The organism is Streptomyces sp. DSM 118878, assembly GCF_052936595.1.
The window spans coordinates 5,055,750-5,073,134 of the sequence record NZ_CP193622.1 but is presented as its reverse complement, the minus strand read 5'-3'; the positions used below and the strand labels follow the sequence as shown (position 1 = coordinate 5,073,134).

The 17,385-nt window shown below is 71.5% G+C and carries 12 protein-coding genes; 7 read left to right on the top strand and 5 right to left on the bottom strand.

What is annotated here, in order from left to right; all coding sequences use genetic code 11:
• Positions 1 to 154 precede the first annotated feature (154 nt).
• Positions 155 to 2,614, bottom strand: a complete 2,460-nt coding sequence (locus tag ACRAKF_RS22665; RefSeq protein WP_447039148.1) for a D-alanyl-D-alanine carboxypeptidase — start codon at positions 2,612 to 2,614, stop codon at positions 155 to 157.
• A gap of 343 nt (positions 2,615 to 2,957) precedes the next feature.
• Here ACRAKF_RS22665 and ACRAKF_RS22660 point away from each other — a divergent pair, with 343 nt between their 5' ends.
• From ACRAKF_RS22660 to ACRAKF_RS22650, 3 genes are all read left to right on the top strand, one after another.
• Positions 2,958 to 3,719: a GOLPH3/VPS74 family protein gene (locus ACRAKF_RS22660; protein ID WP_447039146.1), complete on the top strand. Its 762-nt coding sequence runs from the start codon at positions 2,958 to 2,960 to the stop codon at positions 3,717 to 3,719.
• Between the two features lie 434 nt (positions 3,720 to 4,153).
• Positions 4,154 to 5,011: a helix-turn-helix domain-containing protein gene (locus tag ACRAKF_RS22655; protein ID WP_447039145.1), complete on the top strand. Its 858-nt coding sequence runs from the start codon at positions 4,154 to 4,156 to the stop codon at positions 5,009 to 5,011.
• 234 nt (positions 5,012 to 5,245) lie between these two features.
• Positions 5,246 to 5,455 (top strand): DUF397 domain-containing protein, encoded by a 210-nt coding sequence (locus ACRAKF_RS22650; RefSeq protein ID WP_447039144.1) that lies wholly within the window; start codon positions 5,246 to 5,248, stop codon positions 5,453 to 5,455.
• Positions 5,456 to 5,537: 82 nt separating this feature from the next.
• On the opposite strand, the gene ACRAKF_RS22645 is transcribed toward ACRAKF_RS22650, so the two are convergent.
• Positions 5,538 to 6,377, bottom strand: a complete 840-nt coding sequence (locus ACRAKF_RS22645) for a hypothetical protein (RefSeq protein WP_447039143.1) — start codon at positions 6,375 to 6,377, stop codon at positions 5,538 to 5,540.
• Positions 6,378 to 6,466: 89 nt separating this feature from the next.
• Between ACRAKF_RS22645 and ACRAKF_RS22640 the strand changes: the two genes are divergently transcribed.
• Both ACRAKF_RS22640 and ACRAKF_RS22635 read left to right on the top strand, forming a co-directional pair.
• On the top strand, positions 6,467 to 7,261 hold the full coding sequence (locus tag ACRAKF_RS22640) for an SDR family oxidoreductase (protein WP_447039142.1): 795 nt from the start codon (positions 6,467 to 6,469) through the stop codon (positions 7,259 to 7,261).
• Positions 7,262 to 7,515: 254 nt separating this feature from the next.
• Entirely contained in the window at positions 7,516 to 9,090 is a 1,575-nt protein-coding gene (locus ACRAKF_RS22635; protein ID WP_447039140.1) for a sodium:solute symporter family protein, read from the top strand.
• Here ACRAKF_RS22635 and ACRAKF_RS22630 read toward each other — a convergent pair whose 3' ends face one another.
• The gene (locus ACRAKF_RS22630; protein ID WP_447039139.1) at positions 9,091 to 10,209 is read right to left on the bottom strand and encodes an ADP-ribosylglycohydrolase family protein; all 1,119 of its coding nucleotides are present in this window, start codon (positions 10,207 to 10,209) and stop codon (positions 9,091 to 9,093) included.
• A gap of 319 nt (positions 10,210 to 10,528) precedes the next feature.
• On the opposite strand from ACRAKF_RS22630, the gene ACRAKF_RS22625 reads away from it, so the two are divergent.
• On the top strand, positions 10,529 to 11,947 hold the full coding sequence (locus ACRAKF_RS22625; RefSeq protein WP_447039138.1) for an FG-GAP-like repeat-containing protein: 1,419 nt from the start codon (positions 10,529 to 10,531) through the stop codon (positions 11,945 to 11,947).
• Between the two features lie 105 nt (positions 11,948 to 12,052).
• On the opposite strand, the gene ACRAKF_RS22620 is transcribed toward ACRAKF_RS22625, so the two are convergent.
• Positions 12,053 to 14,662, bottom strand: a complete 2,610-nt coding sequence (locus tag ACRAKF_RS22620; RefSeq protein WP_447039137.1) for a bifunctional FO biosynthesis protein CofGH — start codon at positions 14,660 to 14,662, stop codon at positions 12,053 to 12,055.
• 112 nt (positions 14,663 to 14,774) lie between these two features.
• Positions 14,775 to 15,644, bottom strand: coding sequence for a TIGR03619 family F420-dependent LLM class oxidoreductase (locus tag ACRAKF_RS22615; protein WP_447039136.1), 870 nt, complete (start codon positions 15,642 to 15,644; stop codon positions 14,775 to 14,777).
• 175 nt (positions 15,645 to 15,819) lie between these two features.
• Between ACRAKF_RS22615 and ACRAKF_RS22610 the strand changes: the two genes are divergently transcribed.
• A complete protein-coding gene (locus ACRAKF_RS22610) occupies positions 15,820 to 17,379 on the top strand; it encodes a CehA/McbA family metallohydrolase (protein WP_447039135.1) in 1,560 nt (519 codons plus the stop codon).
• Positions 17,380 to 17,385 lie beyond the last annotated feature (6 nt).

Genomic DNA, 17,385 nt, shown 5'->3' with positions numbered 1-17,385 from the left:
TCCGATGAGGGTCCGTCCCGGTCCACCCCGTACTCGGCCCCGGCGTACTGCCCCCCGAGCTTGTGACGCTAGCACGCAGACGCGGGGGGAGGCCCGGGGCGGGGTCTCCCCCCGGGCCTCCCCCCGCGTACGTCGCGCGGGCTCTCGCCGGGCGTCAGCCGACGCGCTGCAGCTTGGCGCCGAAGCCCGGTTCCGCGAGGTCCTTCTGGAGGGCGACGGGCACCTTCACGGCGTCTCCCTTGCCGTCGCCGACGCTCAGCACGCCGACCTCGGTGCCCGCCTTCGCCGAGTGCGGCACGGGCTCGCCCTTCTTCTCCGTCAGGTGCAGCTTCACCGTGAGACCGGCCCAGCCCGCCGCGGCGACGTCCTTGGTGGCGACGACCGGGGTCGTGCCCCCCAGACCGTCGTCGACCTGGCCGACCACGTCACCCTTCTTGACGATGGTCTTGGAGGTCAGCGCGTCCTTGCCGGCCCCGATGAGCTTCTGTACGACGCCGGTGACCTCGTCGATGTTGGCGACGCCGTTCTTGCCGTACTGGCCGAGGGCGGCGCCGATGATCGTCTGCGTCTCGCCGCCGACCTTCTTCTCCGCGGCGAAGAGGATGTTGCCGCCCGCGGCCGTGGTGGTGCCGGTCTTGATGCCGATGGCGACGGTCGGGACGAGCCCGAAGAAGTTGTTCTGCTTGTCGCCGTTGAGGTCCTTGTAGCTGGGCTGGCGGGAGATCTCGTTGAAGACCGGGTCCTTCATGGCCGCGCGGCCGAGCTTCACGAGGTCCTCGGCGGTGGAGACGGTCGTCTTGTCCAGGCCGCTGGGGTCCGTGTAGTGGGTGTTCTTCATCCCCAGCTCCTTGGCGGTCTCGTTCATCTTCGCGACGAACGCGTCCTCGGAGCCGCTCTTGCCGTCCCAGCGGGCGAGCAGCTTGGCGACGTTGTTCGCGGACGGCAGCATGACCGCCTGGAGCGCCTCGTACTGCGTGATCTTCTGGCCCTCGGTGACCTTGACGACGGACTCGTTCTCCGCCTTGCCCGTCTCGTAGTGCTTCTGCGCGGCGGCGTCGACCGGGATGGCCGGGCCGTCCTCGCCCCTCTTCAGGGGGTGGTCGCGGAGGACCACGTAGACCGTCATGACCTTGGCGATGCTCGCGATCGGCACGGGCTTCTGGTCACCCGACGTGCCGAACGTGCCGATGCCGTTGACGTCCATCGCGGCCTGGCCCTGACCCGGCCACGGCATGGACGGCTTGCCGCCCTCGAAGGAGACGGACTCCTGCGCGGTGAGCGTCAGGGTCGGCGCCGGCAGCGGGCGCACGGCCTGTACGACCGCAAACACGACCACCATGAGCAGCACCAGCGGCGTCCAGATCTTGACCCGGCGCACGGCGGTGCGGACGCGGGTCTCCGGAGGCGGCGGGGTGTTGGTCAGCTCGGCGAGCAGGTCGATCGGCGGGCGGGGCGGAAGGGGCTGCTGGGTCGTCCGCTCCACTGGCGGGGGCGCCTGCACCGGCACCTTGGGCTCGGCCTTCGGGGCGGGGGCCGCGGGCCTCGCCGGCGGGCCGTCGAGCGGCTTGAGCGCGACGAACTTACTGGTCCGCTCGGCGTCGCCCTCGCGCTTTGCAGCACCCTTTGCAGAATCGTTCTTGTCACGCGGCCCCTGCGGGCCCTTCGCCCACTTGGGGCCCTCGGAGTCCTTGGGCTCCTTGGCGTCCTTGGCGTCCTTGGCTTCCTTGGCGTCCTTGGCTTCCTTGGCGTCCTTGTGGTCGCCGATCTTGAGCATGGTCGTCGGCTGGTCGACGGACCTCGGCGGCACGGGGGCCTTGAAGACGGCGGTGGCCTGATCGACACCGGACGCCTTGGGCGCGTCGTCCTCGGGGGCCTCGGCGTCGGACTTGGCGTCGTCGGCGTCGGGCTCGGCGTCGGGCTTGGCGGGGGCGTCGGGCTTGGCCGGGGCCTTGGGCTTCGCGTCGGCGCCGGGCTTCGTGTCGGCGTCGGGCTTCGTGTCGGCGTCGGGCTTGGCGTCGGCGCCAGGCTTCGGCTTCGGGTCCGCGGCAGACTTCGCGTCGGCGTCGGGCTTCGGGTCCGCGTCGACGTCCGGCTTCGCTGCGGCGTCGGGCTTCGCATCCGCGCCAGGCTTCGGCTTCGGGTCCGCGCCAGACTTCGCGTCGGCGTCAGGCTTCGGCTTCGGGTCCGCGCCCGGCTTCGAGTCCGCCCCAGGCTTCGCTGCGGCAGCCGGCTTCGCCGAAGCCGTGGTCTTTTCAGCGACGTCCGGCTTCGCGTCTTCGACGTCCGGCTTCGCCTCAGCGCCCGGCTTCGCGTCCGCGGGCTCGGCCTCTCCCGCACTCTCATCCTGAGGCTTCGCCGAAGCCTCGGGCTTCGCGTCCCCCTTGGCGGGAGCCTCCGGCTTCGCGGCACCCTTGGCGGGAGCCTCCGCCGCTTCGGACGGGTCCTCGTCCTCGTCTCCGGCCACCCACGCCGCCACGGCGTCCCGCAGCCGTGCGTCGCCGCCTTCGCCGCCCCCGGCGGCCGCCGGGGTCTCCGAGGAGGCCTCCGTCGGCTCGGCGGGCTCCGGGGAGCCCGAGGCCCGGTCCTCCCGCGCCGCCGGAACCTCCCGGGCCACCGCGAGCCGCGGATCCCGTTCCTCCGCTGCCGGCGCAGACGCCGCAGTCGGTTTCCCCGACGACTTCCGTTGCTTCGACCTGTCGGGGGTCTCGCCCGCCACCGATGCCTCCTCGTACGCCATGCCGTATGCCGATGCTGAATGCTGACCGTGTGCTCGCCGTGCGCCAAATCCGGCCGGACCCCACTGTCCGAACCGTGTACCAGTGTCCTGTGTGAGGGCTTAACCCCCGTGGTAGACGAGAACGACATACCTACTGGTTCCCGTACAGACCACCCACGCGCTCTCGACAGACCAATGTGAGAGGGGTCACCCTGTCATTCATCCACGCGGGGAGGCATGGATGGGCAGGAGCCGCAGAACAATTCCGGAGGAGCTTCTGCTGCTCGCTTTGGACCCGGCCACGGGTACCACAGCGCAGCCGCAGTCGCTCGACCTGGGTCTGGCCGGAGCGCAGCTAGTAGAGCTGGCACTGGCCGGACGGATAGCCCCTGACGGGGATCGTATAGCCGTGGTGATGCCACGGCCGACCGGAGATCCGACTCTGGACTCCGCACTGGAACTGCTGCGCAGGCGCGGCAGCCCGGTTCGGGCCGTCCATTGGATCGGCGGGCCCCGACTGGGGCTGCGCCAGATTTACCTCTCGCATCTGGAGCGGTGCGGCATGGTGCATGCCGTGGCGGGCCAGATGTGCGGAGTGCTGCCGACGACGCGTTACCAAGCGACGGAGACGGCGATCAGCCGGGACATCAGGGCCCGGCTGGACTCAGCGATCCGCACCGGTGTACCGCCGGACCCGCGGACCGCGGCGCTCGCCGCGCTGGCCCATGCGGTCGGTCTCGGCAAGCATCTCTACCCCGGGAACGAGGGGCGTTCATCGCGCTCCCGCCTCCGGGACCTGATCAGGCACGACCCCATGGGCGGCCTCGTGGCGCACGCCGTGATGGACGTCCAGAACGGCGTGGCGGCTCAGCCGCGCCGCAGCGCCGCGCCGGCGGGCCCCCCGGGTCCCGTGGGACGGCAGCCGGCCAGGGCGGCAACGGATTCCGACCGGATTCCGATGCAGCCGCGCCGCGGGTCCATGGCACGCGCCGTGGCCCACTGAGTACGGCGTGACCGCCCGGCACGGCCGGGTGCCCGCCGAGGAACATCACGCTCATCACGCACCGCTCAGCACCAAGCACCGCTCAGCACCACCGCACCGCTCGCACCACCAGCGCCATCAGCATCATCCGCACCACCAGCATCACCTGCACCACCCGCATCAGCGCCGCACCGCAGTCCCCCGGGCCCGGTTCGGGAGCCGCTGAGCCGCGCGGGGAGTGGTGCCGGACCGTCCGGGTGACGGTCCGGCACCATCTCCGCGCGGCCACACACCCGCTTGACGCCACAGGGCCGACCGCAGGGCCACCCGCACCCCCGACATCTCCCTCGATTCCGTACATCCGCTGTTTCCCAGCGGTGCCGCACACGTTGGTGGCACTCTGCTGAGCAGTAGATACGTAAATTCGAGGCAGCCAAGCCGGAGGTGCACGTCCCGTGGCGTCCAATGTCAATCCCACCGTCAGGCGACGCCGTCTCGGCCAGGAGCTGCGTCGGCTCCGTGAGCTCAAGGGCATGACGGCCGAGGAGGTCGCCGAGCGGCTGCTCGTCTCGCAGTCGAAGATCAGCCGCCTGGAGAACGGCCGCCGGTCGATCAGCCAGCGGGACGTCCGCGACCTGTGCGGGGTCTACGAGGTCGAGGACCACCGCATCGTCGACTCCCTCATGCAAATGGCCAAGGATTCGCGACAGCAAGGCTGGTGGCACTCCTTCGGCGACATCCCGTACAGCGTCTACATCGGTCTGGAGACGGACGCCGCGTCCCTGCGCGTGTACGACCCGCAGGTCGTGCCGGGGCTGCTCCAGACCCGCGCGTACGCCGAGGCGCTCATCACCGGCGCGCTCCCCGAGACGACGCCGACCGACATCGAGAAGCGCGTCCAGGTGCGCATGCGCCGCCAGGAACGTATCTCCGCGCCGGAGAACCCGCTGCGCCTGTGGACCGTTCTGGACGAGTCCGCGCTGCGCCGCGTCGTCGGCTCGCGCCGTCTCATGGGCGAGCAGCTCGAACACCTCGTGGAGCAGTCCCAGCTCCCGCACGTGACGGTGCAGGTCATCCCCTTCGAGATGGGCGCCCACCCGGGCCTCAACGGCCAGTACGCGATCCTGGAGTTCCCCGACGCGGCCGACTCCAGCGTGGTCTACATCGAGGGCGTCACGAGCGACCTGTACCTGGAGAAGGCGAACGACGTGCAGCAGTACAGCGTCATGTACGAGCATCTGCGCGCCCAGGCGCTGAACGTCGAGCAGTCGCGCCGGCTCATCGCGGAGATCGTCAAGGAGTACGCCGCCTGATGTCCGGCCCGAGATGACCGTCCCGGCGAAAGTTTCCGCACGGTACACCCTCGCCCGGGCGAGGCGGAAGACCCACCTGGAATATGCCATCCGACCGAGTGAACGCCTCCCTCACTGGACGATGTTGGCGAGTAGCGTCGTTCACGCCATCGAGCCCGCACCGAGCAGGCACGTCGGCGCCGACCGCGGTCACGCGGCGGCCAGCAACTCACCAACTGGGCAACCGGAGCAGACATGGCAATTCAGCGAGGCTCGTCGAACACCTGGGTAAAGTCTTCGTACTCCACCGGGAACGGTGCGTGTGTCGAGGTCAAGTCCCCGGTGGAGACCGGCATCTCCGTGCGGGACTCCAAGGTCGTCGAGGGGCCGGTGCTCGCCTTCCCCGCCGACTCCTGGAACGCGTTCGTCAGCGGGGTGAGCCGGGGGTCCGCCGATCTCGCGTGACGCGGCAGCGCCCTCGCACGGGCAACACGTATGAGCCCTCTCGACTGGCCCGCCGTCCCGGCCGAGGGGGCTCGGCCCTTTCTCAACGCAGCTGATCCACGTACAGATCCGTCCCCGGCACGGTCGGGATGAACGGCGCGAGAAGTTCGAGGCGCCCGAGTCCGGACCCGGCCACGGTCTCCTCCCGCCCGGCGAAACATGCCTCCCAGCGTTCGCGTGGGTCCTCCTGGAGGAACCACAGCAGCGTCAGGCGGGTGCCGATGCCCTCCACCTGCTTCACGTACGTCATCCGGTCGCCCGGCAGCGGCGTCGGCCGGAAGATCGTCACCATCGCGGCGGGCGAGCCGGCCAGGGCGCGCGGCAGGTGCCGGGAGCGCAGCCACTCCAGGAGCTCCGCCCGCCGCGCGGTGTCCTGTGCGTCGATCACTTCGAGGACGAGGCCGCGGTACGGATGGTCGAGCGCGTGGAAGTCGCGCGGGCCCGCGGCGCCGTCGCGGTAGACGGTCGCCTCGTGGTCCTGGAAGGCGGTGAAGACGTGGCGGCGGTCGTGGTGGACGCGGCCGTCGCGGTTGAGGCGCTTGTTGATGCCGACGGTCCACTTCATGTGGTCGTCGTAGCGGCCCTCCGTCACCCAGTACGTGGAGAGGTAGCACCCGGCGGTGACCGGCTCGGCGACCGCGGACTTCTCGGGGCGCCGCAGGAGCTGGAGGTCCCGCGTGGCCACCCAGCGGCGCCCGGCGTACATCCAGGGCATGGCCATCGCGCCCGCGTAGTAGTGGTCGTCCTCGTACCAGCGGTTGTACGCGTACTCGTGCCCCGGGTGCGGTTCGACCATGGTGATCAGGGCGTGCCCCGGGCGTACGCCGTAGGGCCCGACGGCGGCGAGCTCGGCGTAGACGTCACTGCGGGTCTCCTCGGCCATGTCTCTCCCCTGTCTCCCTCTTCCTTCCTCCGGTGCGCGCCCATACTCTGACGCCCCGTCAGCGAAACTGCCAGAGCCGGGAGGCGCCCATGCCGTCGTCGCTCCTTCGGGGAAAGACCGTCGTCGTCTCCGGCGTCGGCGCGGGGCTCGGCCACCGGGTCGCGGCGGCCGTCGTACGCGACGGGGGCAACGCCGTGCTCGGCGCGCGCACGGAGGCGAACCTCGCCAAGTCGGCCGCGGAGATCGACCCCGAGGGGGCGCGCACCGCCCATCTGGCCACCGACATCACCGACGAGCGGCAGTGCGACGCCCTGGCCGGGCTGGCCGTCGACCGGTTCGGGGGGATCGACGCGGTCGTTCACGTCGCCGCCTGGGACAGCTGTTTCGGCGGCCTTGAGGACGCCGACTTCGACACCTGGCGCGGCGTGCTGGACGTGAATCTGCTCGGGACGCTGCGCATGACGCGGGCGTGCCTGCCCGCGCTCAAGGAGCGGCGGGGCGGTTCGGTGGTCTTCATCGGTACGCAGTCCGCCGTCGCGGCGCCCTCGCAGGTCCGCCAGGCCGCGTACGCGGCGTCCAAGGGGGCCCTGACCTCGGCGATGTACTCCCTCGCGCGGGAACTGGGGCCGCGGCGGATCCGGGTCAACACCGTGCTTCCGGGGTGGATGTGGGGGCCGCCGGTGGAGGCGTACGTCCGGTTCACCGCGGTGACCGAGGGGGTGCCGGAGGCCGCCGTCCTGGACCGCCTGGCCTCGCGGATGGCGCTGCCGGAACTGGCGACCGACGGTGACGTCGCCGACGCCGTGACGTTCCTCGCCTCGGACCGGGCGCGGGCCATCACGGGGCAGTCCCTGTTGGTCAACGCGGGGGAACTCATGCGCTGACACCGGCTTCCCGCGCCCCTTCGGGGGCGCTTTTTCATGCCCTGAACCCGCTACCCCGTAGTCACGTACATGAACGCAAGTCAGCTAAACGAACGATTTTACTCTCCCTTGACCTGCCGTGCGGTTGTCGGGGAGGTGTGGCCGAACCCACGATGAGCGGGCACTTCCGGGGGCGATCGGGCTCCCGTCGCCCGGTACTGGCGAAGTGCGAGCCATCTCTGCGCAGTTCACCAGGCGGACCCCTGGAGGGCCATATGAACAGTCTCGACTGGGCCGTGCTCATCGGCTACTTCGGCGTGATGGTCGCGATCGGCGTGTGGTCCCACAAGCGGGTCGACAACGTCAGCGACTACTTCACCGCCGGCGGCAAGATGCCCTGGTGGCTGTCGGGCATCTCGCACCACATGTCCGGCTACAGCGCGGTGATGTTCACCGGCTACGCCGGCATCGCGTACACCTACGGCGTGACGTCCTTCGTCACCTGGTCGTTCCCCATCGCGCTCGGCATCGCCATCGGCGCCCGCCTCTTCGCGCCGCGCATCAACCGGCTGCGCTCCCGGCTGCACGTGGCGTCGCCGCTCGAATACCTCAAGTCCCGCTACAACTTGCAGACCCAGCAGGCGCTGGCCTGGTCCGGGATGCTGCTCAAGATCGTGGACGTCGGCGCCAAGTGGGCGGCGATCGCCACCCTGCTCTCGGTGTTCACCGGGATCTCGCTGAACCAGGGCATCCTGATCACCGGCGTCATCACGGCGATCTACTGCACGATCGGCGGCCTGTGGGCGGACGCCCTGACCGAACTCGGCCAGTTCATCATCCAGCTCCTGGCCGGAATCGCCATGTTCGTGGCCGTCGTCTCCAAGCTCGGCCCGTTCGGCGGGTTCTTCGGCGTCTGGGACGAGCCCGAGCTCGCCGGACACGGAAAGCCGCTGGTCGGCCCGTACGGCACGGTCTTCCTGCTCGCCTTCCTGTTCATCAAGCTCTTCGAGTACAACGGCGGCATGCTCAACCAGGCGCAGCGCTACATGGCGACCGCGAACGCCAAGGAGGCCGCGCGTTCCGCGAAGCTCTCCGCGATCCTCTGGCTGGTCTGGCCCGTCGTCCTCTTCTTCCCCATGTGGATGTCGCCGCTGCTCGTCGACGCCAAGAAGCCCGACGGCTCGGACTCGTACGCCCTGATGACCGAACAGCTCCTGCCACATGGCCTGCTCGGCCTGGTCATCGTCGGCTTCTTCTCGCACACCATGGCGATGTGCTCCTCCGACGCCAACGCCATCGCCGCCGTCTTCACCCGTGACGTGGCGCCGGCGTTCTCCGCGAAGGCCCGGATGTGGAACGAGCGGAAGGGCCTGCTCGCGGCCCGCCTGACCACCGTGGTCTTCCTGGGCCTTTCCATGGCGGTCGCGACACAGGTGAACTCCCCGACCTTCAAGGACATCATCACGGTCGTCATCAAGTGGGTCGCCGGTCTCATGGGCCCCATCGCGATCCCGATGATGCTGGGCCTGCTGCGCACCTTCCGCAAGTCCGGGCCCACCGCGGCCCTGAGTAGCTGGGGGGCCGGTCTCGTCGCCTTCTACCTGGTCAACTTCCCGATCAACGACGCGGTCGACGGCGGTGTCCCCCTGGAGTACCAGGTGTCGATCCCGCTGGCGGTCTCGCTCATCCTCTACATCGTCATCGGTTACGTGAAGCCGGAGGACACCCCGGAGCGGGACGCGCTCATCGAGCGCATCAACACCGACGACGACGGTTCGCAGTCAGCGGCGGCCGTCCCCTCCCCCGCCGAGCCCCTGGACGACGCGGCGCGCACGCCCGTGAAGGACTGATCAAGCGCGGGGGTAGCGGGTGAGCCAGCCGGGGGAGGAGGCCGCGGGGCCGTGCAGGGCGGGGCCCTGGGTCATCTCCATGGCGAAGTCGTCCGCGAGCTCCAGGACCGTCGCCCGGCCCTCCAGCTCCGTGAGCCAGCCGGGCGGCAGCGCGGTCTCGCCGTGCAGCGCGCCGAGCAGCGCCCCGGTGAGCGCGCCCGTCGCCGAGGAGGGCCCGCCGTGGTTGACGGCAAGCCGCACCCCGTGGCGGACGTCCTCGCCGACCAGGGCGCAGTACGCGGCGACGGCGAGCGCGCCCTCGGCGGTGCCCTCCCCAAGGAGCTCCTCCACCCGGGCCGCCGTGGGCAGGCCCTGGCGGACAGCGCCCAGGGCGTGCCGCAGCGCCTCCGTGACGGGCTGCTGGCCCGGGCGGGCGGCCAGCAGGGCCAGGGCCCGCTGGATCGCGCCGTCCGGGGAGTCCCCGCGCGCGAGGCCGTGCAGGATGACGGTGTGGGCGCCCGCCGCCAGGCTCGCCGCGGGGTGGCCGTGGGTCTGGGCGGCGCACTCGACGGCGAGCTGGAGCACGAGCTGCGGCTCCCAGCCGACGAGCAGCCCGAAGGGCGCGGACCTGACGGCGGCCTCCGGGCCGCGCTCGTCGGGGTTCTTGGGGGTCTCCAGAGTGCCCATGACGTCGTTGCCGAGCCCCAGGAGGCAGGCGCGGGACGGGCCGCGCCGCGCGTACAGCCACTCCTCGCGGGCCAGCCAGCCGTCCTCCTTGCGCCGCTCGTCCGGGCCCCAGTCGCTCTGGGTGGCGGCCCAGCGGCGGTAGGCGCGGTGCAGGTCGGTCGGCGGATGCCAGGCGCCGGTGTCGCGCCGCACCTGGGCGCGTATCAGCCCGTCGACCGTGAAGAGGGTGAGCTGCGTGGCGGCGGTGACCGCGCCGAGCCTGCCGTACGCGGGCGCCGGTTCGGTCAGGCCGTCGGGCCCGTACTCCTCGCGTATGCCGTCCAGGGAGAGCCCGTCCAGGGGCGCCCCGAAGGCGTCGCCGACCGCGGCCCCGAGGAGCGTGCCGCGCACCCGGCTGCGGAAGTCCTGCTGCTCGGCTCGGCCCCAGACACCGGTGGCTGTTGCAGTGCCCACCGGGACCTCCCTCCGTGCCTCGACCGGTTGCGACTGCGCAGCACTGTAATCGACCACGGCTGATCGATCGGGACGTCATGTGGTATGCGAAGAGTCGCCCGTGAGGCGGCTTTTGAACGACGTTCACGAAAGCTTCGCAGCCGCCACGAGTGCCCTCCGCCGACGGCCGTCCGGGCCCGCGTCGGCCGCCGGACAGCCAACTCGCGGGCCCTGAACGGTCAGTTAATTCCGCCTGCACCATAAAAGTCCCTGCGATGTACAACCGATTCCGCGGAACGCGCGTCTCTAGCTGTGCAACACACTTTCCCCACAGGAGGACATGCACGTGCGTCGCAGTCTCATTACCGCCGTGGCGGTCGCCTCACTCACCGCACCTCTCGCCATCGCCGCCACCGCGGGCACCGCGTCCGCCGCCCCACGCGCCGCGAAGGCTCCGGTCGTCGACTTCAACAAGGACGGGTACGCCGACCTCGCCATCTCGGCCCCGGGCAGCTACGACAGTGACGTCCCCGGCAGCGTCTCCATCGTGTACGGCTCGGCGAACGGCCCCGACAAGGCGAAGGCCGTCACCATCAGCCGCGCCACGGCGGGCGTACCCGGCTCCGCGGCCGACGGCGGCCACTTCGGCACCCAGACGGCCGCCGCCGACTTCGACGGTGACGGCTACACCGACCTCGTGGTCAACGGCGGCAAGAAGCCCGTCGTCCTGTGGGGCTCCGCCCAGGGCCTGTCCGGCTCGGGCAGCGCCACGCTGGCCTCGAACGGCGCGGGCCTCACCGCCGGTGACTTCAACGGCGACGGCAAGGGCGACCTGGTCACGTCGGAGTACCCGGAGCCCGAGGACCCGATGGACAACGACGACAAGGGCATGACCATCGCGTACGGTCCCTTCAAGCGGGACGGGAAGGCCGCGAGCACCCAGCAGGTCGCCACGAGCGTGACGTTCGGCCCCAGCGACTTCGTCGTGGGCGACGTGACCGGCGACGGCGCCGACGACATCGTCACCAGCCACGGCTTCGAGGAGATGGCGTACGACAGCAAGCTCTGGAAGGGCGGCAAGAACGGGGTGTCCACCACCCCGCAGAAGCTCGCGCCCTCCCTCGGCGGCGCGGTCGCGGACGTCGACGGCGACGGCTACAAGGACTTCGTCACCCGCGACATCGGTGACTACTTGGAGGACCTGCCCGACCAGGAGGGCACGGTCCTCGTCCGCTACGGCTCGGCGTCCGGTCTCTCGTCCCGCACCACGAAGATCACCCAGGACACGGCGGGCGTGCCCGGCGCCGGCGAGAAGGGCGACCAGTTCGGCTCCGCCATCAGCGCGGGCGACGTGAACGGCGACGGCTACGCGGACGTGGCCGTGGGTGTCCCCAACGAGGACATCGGCACGACCGCCGACGCGGGCAGCGTCGTCATCCTCAAGGGCTCCCGCACCGGCCTGACCGGTACCGGCGCCCAGGCCTTCGACCAGTCGAAGGCCGGTGTCCCCGGCGCCTCCGAGAAGGGCGACAAGTTCGGCGGCACCGTCCTGCTCTCGGACACCAACAAGGACGGCAAGGCCGACCTGACGGTGGGCGCGCCCGGCGAGGCCGGCACCTACGCCGCCTCCGGCGCGATCTGGCACCTGCGCGGCTCCGCGAACGGCCTGACCACCACCGGCATCGAATCCTTCGGCCCGGCGGCGATCGGCGCCCGGGAAAAGGGCGGCGTGCAGTTCGGCGTGTTCCTGGGCCACTGAGGCCCTGGCCTCATGAGGCCGGTTTTCCGGCCCACTGAGGCACGGCGGCGGCCGGGGGTGGCTTCTGGCCATCCCCGGCCGCCGCTTTTCTCGGAGCCTGGGCTCTCAGTCCGCCAGCGGCAGCAGTTCCGGCAGGTGCCCGTCCGAGGCCGCCGCGGCCCGCTGCCGCTCCTCGGGCACCTCTCCGTACAGCGTCGTCCGCGGCTTCGCGGGCCGGCCCGCCGCCTCCGCGATGGCGACGAGGTCCTCGACGGACCGGTAGGAGCCGTAACTGGAACCCGCCATCCGGGAGATGGTCTCCTCCATCAGCGTCCCGCCGAGGTCGTTGGCGCCGGACCTGAGCATCTCGGCGGCGCCCTCCTGCCCCAGCTTCACCCAGCTCGTCTGGATGTTGGGGACGTAGGGGTGGAGCAGCACGCGCGCCATGGCCGTCACCGCCCGGTTGTCGCGGGTCGTCGGTCCTGGCCGGGCGATGCCCGCGAGGTAGACGGGCGCGTTGGTGTGGATGAAGGGCAGCGTCACGAACTCCGTGAAGCCGCCGACGCCCTTGGCCAGCGCCGTGCGCTGGACGGCCGCCAGCGTCCGGAAGTGGCCGAGCCAGTGCCGCGGCTGGTCCACGTGCCCGTACATCATCGTGGACGAGGACCGGATGCCCAGCTCGTGCGCGGTCTCGATCACCTCGATCCAGGTGGCCGTCGGCAGCTTGCCCTTGGTGAGGATCCAGCGCACCTCGTCGTCGAGGATCTCGGCGGCCGTCCCCGGGATGGAGTCGAGCCCCGCCTCCTTGGCGGCGGTGAGCCACTCCCGGATCGACAGGCCCGTCCTGGTGGCGCCGTTGACGACCTCCATCGGCGAGAAGGCGTGCACGTGCATGCCCGGCACGCGCTCCTTCACGGCGCGCGCGATGTCGAAGTAGGCGGTGCCCGGCAGGTCGGGGTGGATGCCGCCCTGCATGCACACCTCGACGGCCCCCACGCCCCAGGCCTGCTCGGCCCGGTCGGCGACCTGGTCGAGGGAGAGCGTGTAGGCGTCGGCGTCGGTCCTGCGCTGGGCGAAGGCGCAGAAGCGGCAGCCGGTGTAGCAGACGTTGGTGAAGTTGATGTTCCTGGTGACGATGTACGTGACGTCGTCGCCGTTCACCGTCCTGCGGATGTCGTCGGCGACGGAGCAGAGCGCGTCGAGCGCGGGCCCGTCGGCGTGCAGCAGCGCCAGCGCCTCGTCGTCGGTGAGCTTCGTCGGGTCGTCGGCGGCCTGCTTCAGGGCCGCGCGCACGTCGCCGTCGATGCGGGAGGGCACCATGCCGGGTGCCGCACGCTCGCGCAGCGCCTCCCAGTCGCCGTACACCTCGTCGAAGTCGTCGCGCCGGTCGGCGGTGCGCCCGGTGGTGTCGATGGTGCGGTGCAGGTCGGTGCGGCCCGACGACGCCACGTACCCCTCGTCGGGCTCCTGCCAGGGGTGGCCCTCGACGACCGCTTCGGGGCGTGCGAGGCCGGTCTCCGGGTCGGCGAGGGCCCGCAGGTGCGGCAGGAGCCGCGGATCGAGCCAGGGCTCACCGCGCTGGACGAACTCGGGGTAGACGCAGAGCCGTTCGGCGAGCCGGAAGCCCGCCGCGGCGGACCGCTCGGCCAGCTCCTCCACCCGCGGCCACGGCTTCTCGGGGTTGACGTGGTCGATCGTGACGGGGGAAACGCCGCCCCAGTCGTCGATGCCCGCCCCGATGAGCCGCTCGTACTCGCCCGCGATGAGGTTCGGCGGCGCCTGGATGTTCCCCGAGGGCCCCATGATGTGCCGGGCGACGGCGATGGTCGCGACCAGGTCGTCGATCTCGGCGTCGGGCATGCCGCGCATCGCCGTGTCCGGCTTGGCACGGAAGTTCTGGATGATCAGCTCCTGGATGCCGTGGTACGCCCGTGCCACCCGCCGCAGCGCGAACAGCGCGTCGGCACGCTCCTCGTACGTCTCGCCGATGCCGATGAGCAGCCCGCTGGTGAACGGCACCGACGAGCGGCCCGCGTCCTCGAGGACCCGCAGCCGCACCGCCGGCTCCTTGTCGGGCGAGCCGAAGTGCGGCTGTCCCGGCTCGCTCCACAGCCGCTCGGAGGTGGTCTCCAGCATCATCCCCATGGACGGCGCGACCGGCTTGAGCCGCTGGAAGTCCGTCCAGGACATGACGCCCGGGTTGAGGTGCGGCAGCAGCCCGGTCTCCTCCAGGATGCGGATGGAGATGGCACGGACGTACGCGAGGGTGTCGTCGTACCCCTCGGCCTCCAGCCACTCGCGGGCCTCGGGCCAGCGGTCCTCCGGCTTGTCGCCGAGGGTGATCAGGGCTTCCTTGCAGCCCAGTTCGGCGCCGCGCCGGGCGATGTCGAGGACCTCGTCGGGGGACATGAACATGCTGTGGCCGTCCCGGCGCAGCTTGCCCGGCACGGTCACGAAGGTGCAGTAGTGGCACTTGTCGCGGCAGAGCCGGGTGAGCGGGATGAACACGCTCTTGGAGTACGTGATGACGCCCGGCCGCCCCGCCGCCTCCAGACCCGCGTCCCGCACCCGCGCCGCGGAGGCCGTGAGGTCGTCCAGGTCCTCGCCGCGCGCCTGGAGCAGCACGGCCGCCTCACTCACGTCGAGCGCCACCCCGTCCCTGGCCCGCCTGAGCGCGCGGCGCATGGCGTTCGCGGTGGGTCGTCCGGCCTCGGGGGGCTGCGCGCTGTTGGTCATGTCCCCGAGCATACGAGCGGTCACACACGACGCGAACAGGCACTTCCGCCCCTTTTCCGCCACGCCTCACCCTCGCCCCACGCCTTGCCTCACTCTTGCCCCACGCCTTGGCTCACTCCCGTGGGGTCACGTACCGCCGCATGCCGTCCAGCGCCCGGCTGACCTCCGCTACCCCGGCCGCCGGGAGCTGCACGATCACCTCGTCGACGCCCAGCTCCGCGTAGTGCGCGAGTTTCCCGGGCTCGGGGGCCACGCCGGTCAGCGCCACGTACAGGTCGTCCGCCTCGCGCCCCGCCCGCGCCCACGTGGCGCGCAGTACCGGCAGCGCCTCGCGCAGCCCGCTGCCGCCGATCGGCATCCAGCCGTCCGCGTACTCCGCGATGTGCGCGAAGAGCCCGGGCCCCGCGGCGCCGCCGATCAGCGTGCGCGGGCCGTACAGCGGAGCCTTGCCGAGCCGTTTGCGGGGCGGCAGGGACGGCTTCGGATGCACCTCGCTGGGCCGCACCGAGCCGAACTCCCCCTCGTACTCCGTGGGCCGGTCCGACCAGAGCGCCCGCATCAGCGCGAGGCGGTCCCGCACGACCGCCCGCCGTCTCGGCCACGGCACCCCGTGGTCCTCGGCCTCCTCGCGGTTCCAGCCGTAGCCGACGCCGAACGTGAAGCGACCTCCGGAGAGGTGGTCCAGGGTCGCGATCTGCTTGGCCAGGTCGATGGGGTCGTGCTGGGCCACCAGGGCGATGTTGGTACCGAGCGCGATCCGCTCCGTGACGGCGGCGGCCTGGGCGAGGGCGACGAGCGGGCTGAGCATGCGGGCGCACTCGGGCGGCAGGTCACCGCCGGGGTAGGCGGTCTCGCGGGGCACGGGGATATGCGTGTGCTCGGGCACGTAGAGGCCGTCGAAGCCGCGCCCCTCCAGCTCACGGCCGAGCTGGGCGGGGCCGATCGTGCCGTCCGTCAGGTACAGCGTCGCCGAGATGCGCACGGGTGCCTCCGGGAGCGTCGGTGTGGGGCACTGACTGTGCCTGATGGCCCTTCCGGGCGCGACACGCCCTCGAAGTCCTTGCGCCAATCACCTTCCCTTGCCGCAGAGTTAACGGCTGAATACCAGGGTTGCACGCACCACCCACGTCACCACCGACACCCTGGGGAGCCGCAGCATGTGTGAGGACGTACACCACGAGAGCACGTCGGGCCCGGCGAAGGACGCGTCCGGCCTGAACCGGCGCGGATTGTTCGTGACGGGAGCCGCCGCCGCGCTTACGTTGGGCACCGTGAGCTTCGCAAGCGGCGCCGAGCGGCGCGCCCCGGCCGGCGGCAAGCAGACGAAGACGGTCCGCGGGACGCTGCCGCCGGGCGCCCCCGACTTCGTCTACCTGCCCGTCGAAGTGCCGCACGGCGTCCGCGAGCTCCACGTCGCCTACACGTACGAGAAGCCGTCCGTGCCGGCGGGCACCCAGGGCAACGCCCTGGACATCGGCGTCTTCGACGAGCGCGGCACGGACCTCGGCGGCCGTGGCTTCCGCGGCTGGTCCGGCGGCGCCCGCACGGAGTTCTTCATCCGCGCCGACGCGGCCACGCCCGGCTACATCCCGGGCCGGGTCCGCGCGGGCACCTGGAACATCGCGCTCGGCCCGTACTCGGTCGCCCCCGAGGGCCTGCCCTACGAGGTGACCATCACGCTCGCCTACGGGGCGCCCGGCACGACCCCGCGGCCGGTCCACCCGCCGGAGCGGGCGAAGGGCCGTGGCCGCGCCTGGTACCGCGGCGACTGCCACCTGCACTCCGTCCACTCCGACGGCAGACGCACCCTCGCCGAGGTCGCCGCGGCGGCGCGCGCCGCCGGGCTGGACTTCATCAACAGCTCGGAGCACAACACCCACTCCGCGCACGCCCACTGGGCCGAGCACGCGGGCGACGACCTGCTGATCATGCTGGGCGAGGAGGTCACCACCCGCAACGGCCACGTGGTCGCCCTCGGCACCGACCCCGGCACGTTCATCGACTGGCGCTACCGCGCCCGCGACAACCGCTTCGGCAAGTACGCCCGGCAGATCCGCGAGGCGGGCGGCCTCGTCGTCCCCGCCCACCCGCACGCCACCTGCGTCGGCTGCAACTGGAAGTTCGGCTTCGGCGAGGCGGACGTGATCGAGGCCTGGAACGGCCCGTACACGCCGGACGACGAGATCGCGCTCGCCGACTGGGACAGTCAGCTCGTCGCCTCCGTACGCGGCGGGCGGCCGTGGATCCCGGCGATGGGCAACAGCGACGCCCACCGCGACCCCGACCCGGTCGGCGGCCCGCAGACGGTGGTCCTCGCCGACGACCTGACCCGCGAAGCGATCCTGGAGGGCCTGCGCCGTGGCCACTCCTACGTCGCCGGATCCAAGGAGGTGGTTCTGTCCTTCTCGGCGGCGGGCGGCAAGGGCAGGCACGCGGGCATCGGCGAACGCCTGGACGTCGACCGCGACACCCCGCTCACGATCCGCCTGGACGTGCGCGGCGCCCCCGGCTGCACTCCCCGCTTCGTCACCGACCAGGGCGTCCTGCACACCGGCCCCGCGCTGCCGGCCTCGGGTGAGGGCACGCTCGTCTGGCACACGACGGCGTCGTACGCGGCCTACGCCCGCGCCGAGGTCCGCCACCCGGCGACGGCCCCCGGCCTCCCCGGCCCCCTGCGAGCCTTCACGAACCCCATCTTCCTGGGCCGCGCGGGCTAGCTCGTG

Coding starts and splice junctions, on each gene's coding strand:
- ACRAKF_RS22660 (WP_447039146.1), top strand. CDS start 2,958: ATGGGCAGGAGCCGCAGAACAATTCCGGAGGAGCTTCTGCTGCTCGCT.
- ACRAKF_RS22650 (WP_447039144.1), top strand. CDS start 5,246: ATGGCAATTCAGCGAGGCTCGTCGAACACCTGGGTAAAGTCTTCGTAC.
- ACRAKF_RS22645 (WP_447039143.1), bottom strand. CDS start 6,377: ATGGCCGAGGAGACCCGCAGTGACGTCTACGCCGAGCTCGCCGCCGTC.
- ACRAKF_RS22640 (WP_447039142.1), top strand. CDS start 6,467: ATGCCGTCGTCGCTCCTTCGGGGAAAGACCGTCGTCGTCTCCGGCGTC.
- ACRAKF_RS22635 (WP_447039140.1), top strand. CDS start 7,516: ATGAACAGTCTCGACTGGGCCGTGCTCATCGGCTACTTCGGCGTGATG.
- ACRAKF_RS22625 (WP_447039138.1), top strand. CDS start 10,529: ATGCACGTGCGTCGCAGTCTCATTACCGCCGTGGCGGTCGCCTCACTC.
- ACRAKF_RS22620 (WP_447039137.1), bottom strand. CDS start 14,662: ATGACCAACAGCGCGCAGCCCCCCGAGGCCGGACGACCCACCGCGAAC.
- ACRAKF_RS22610 (WP_447039135.1), top strand. CDS start 15,820: ATGTGTGAGGACGTACACCACGAGAGCACGTCGGGCCCGGCGAAGGAC.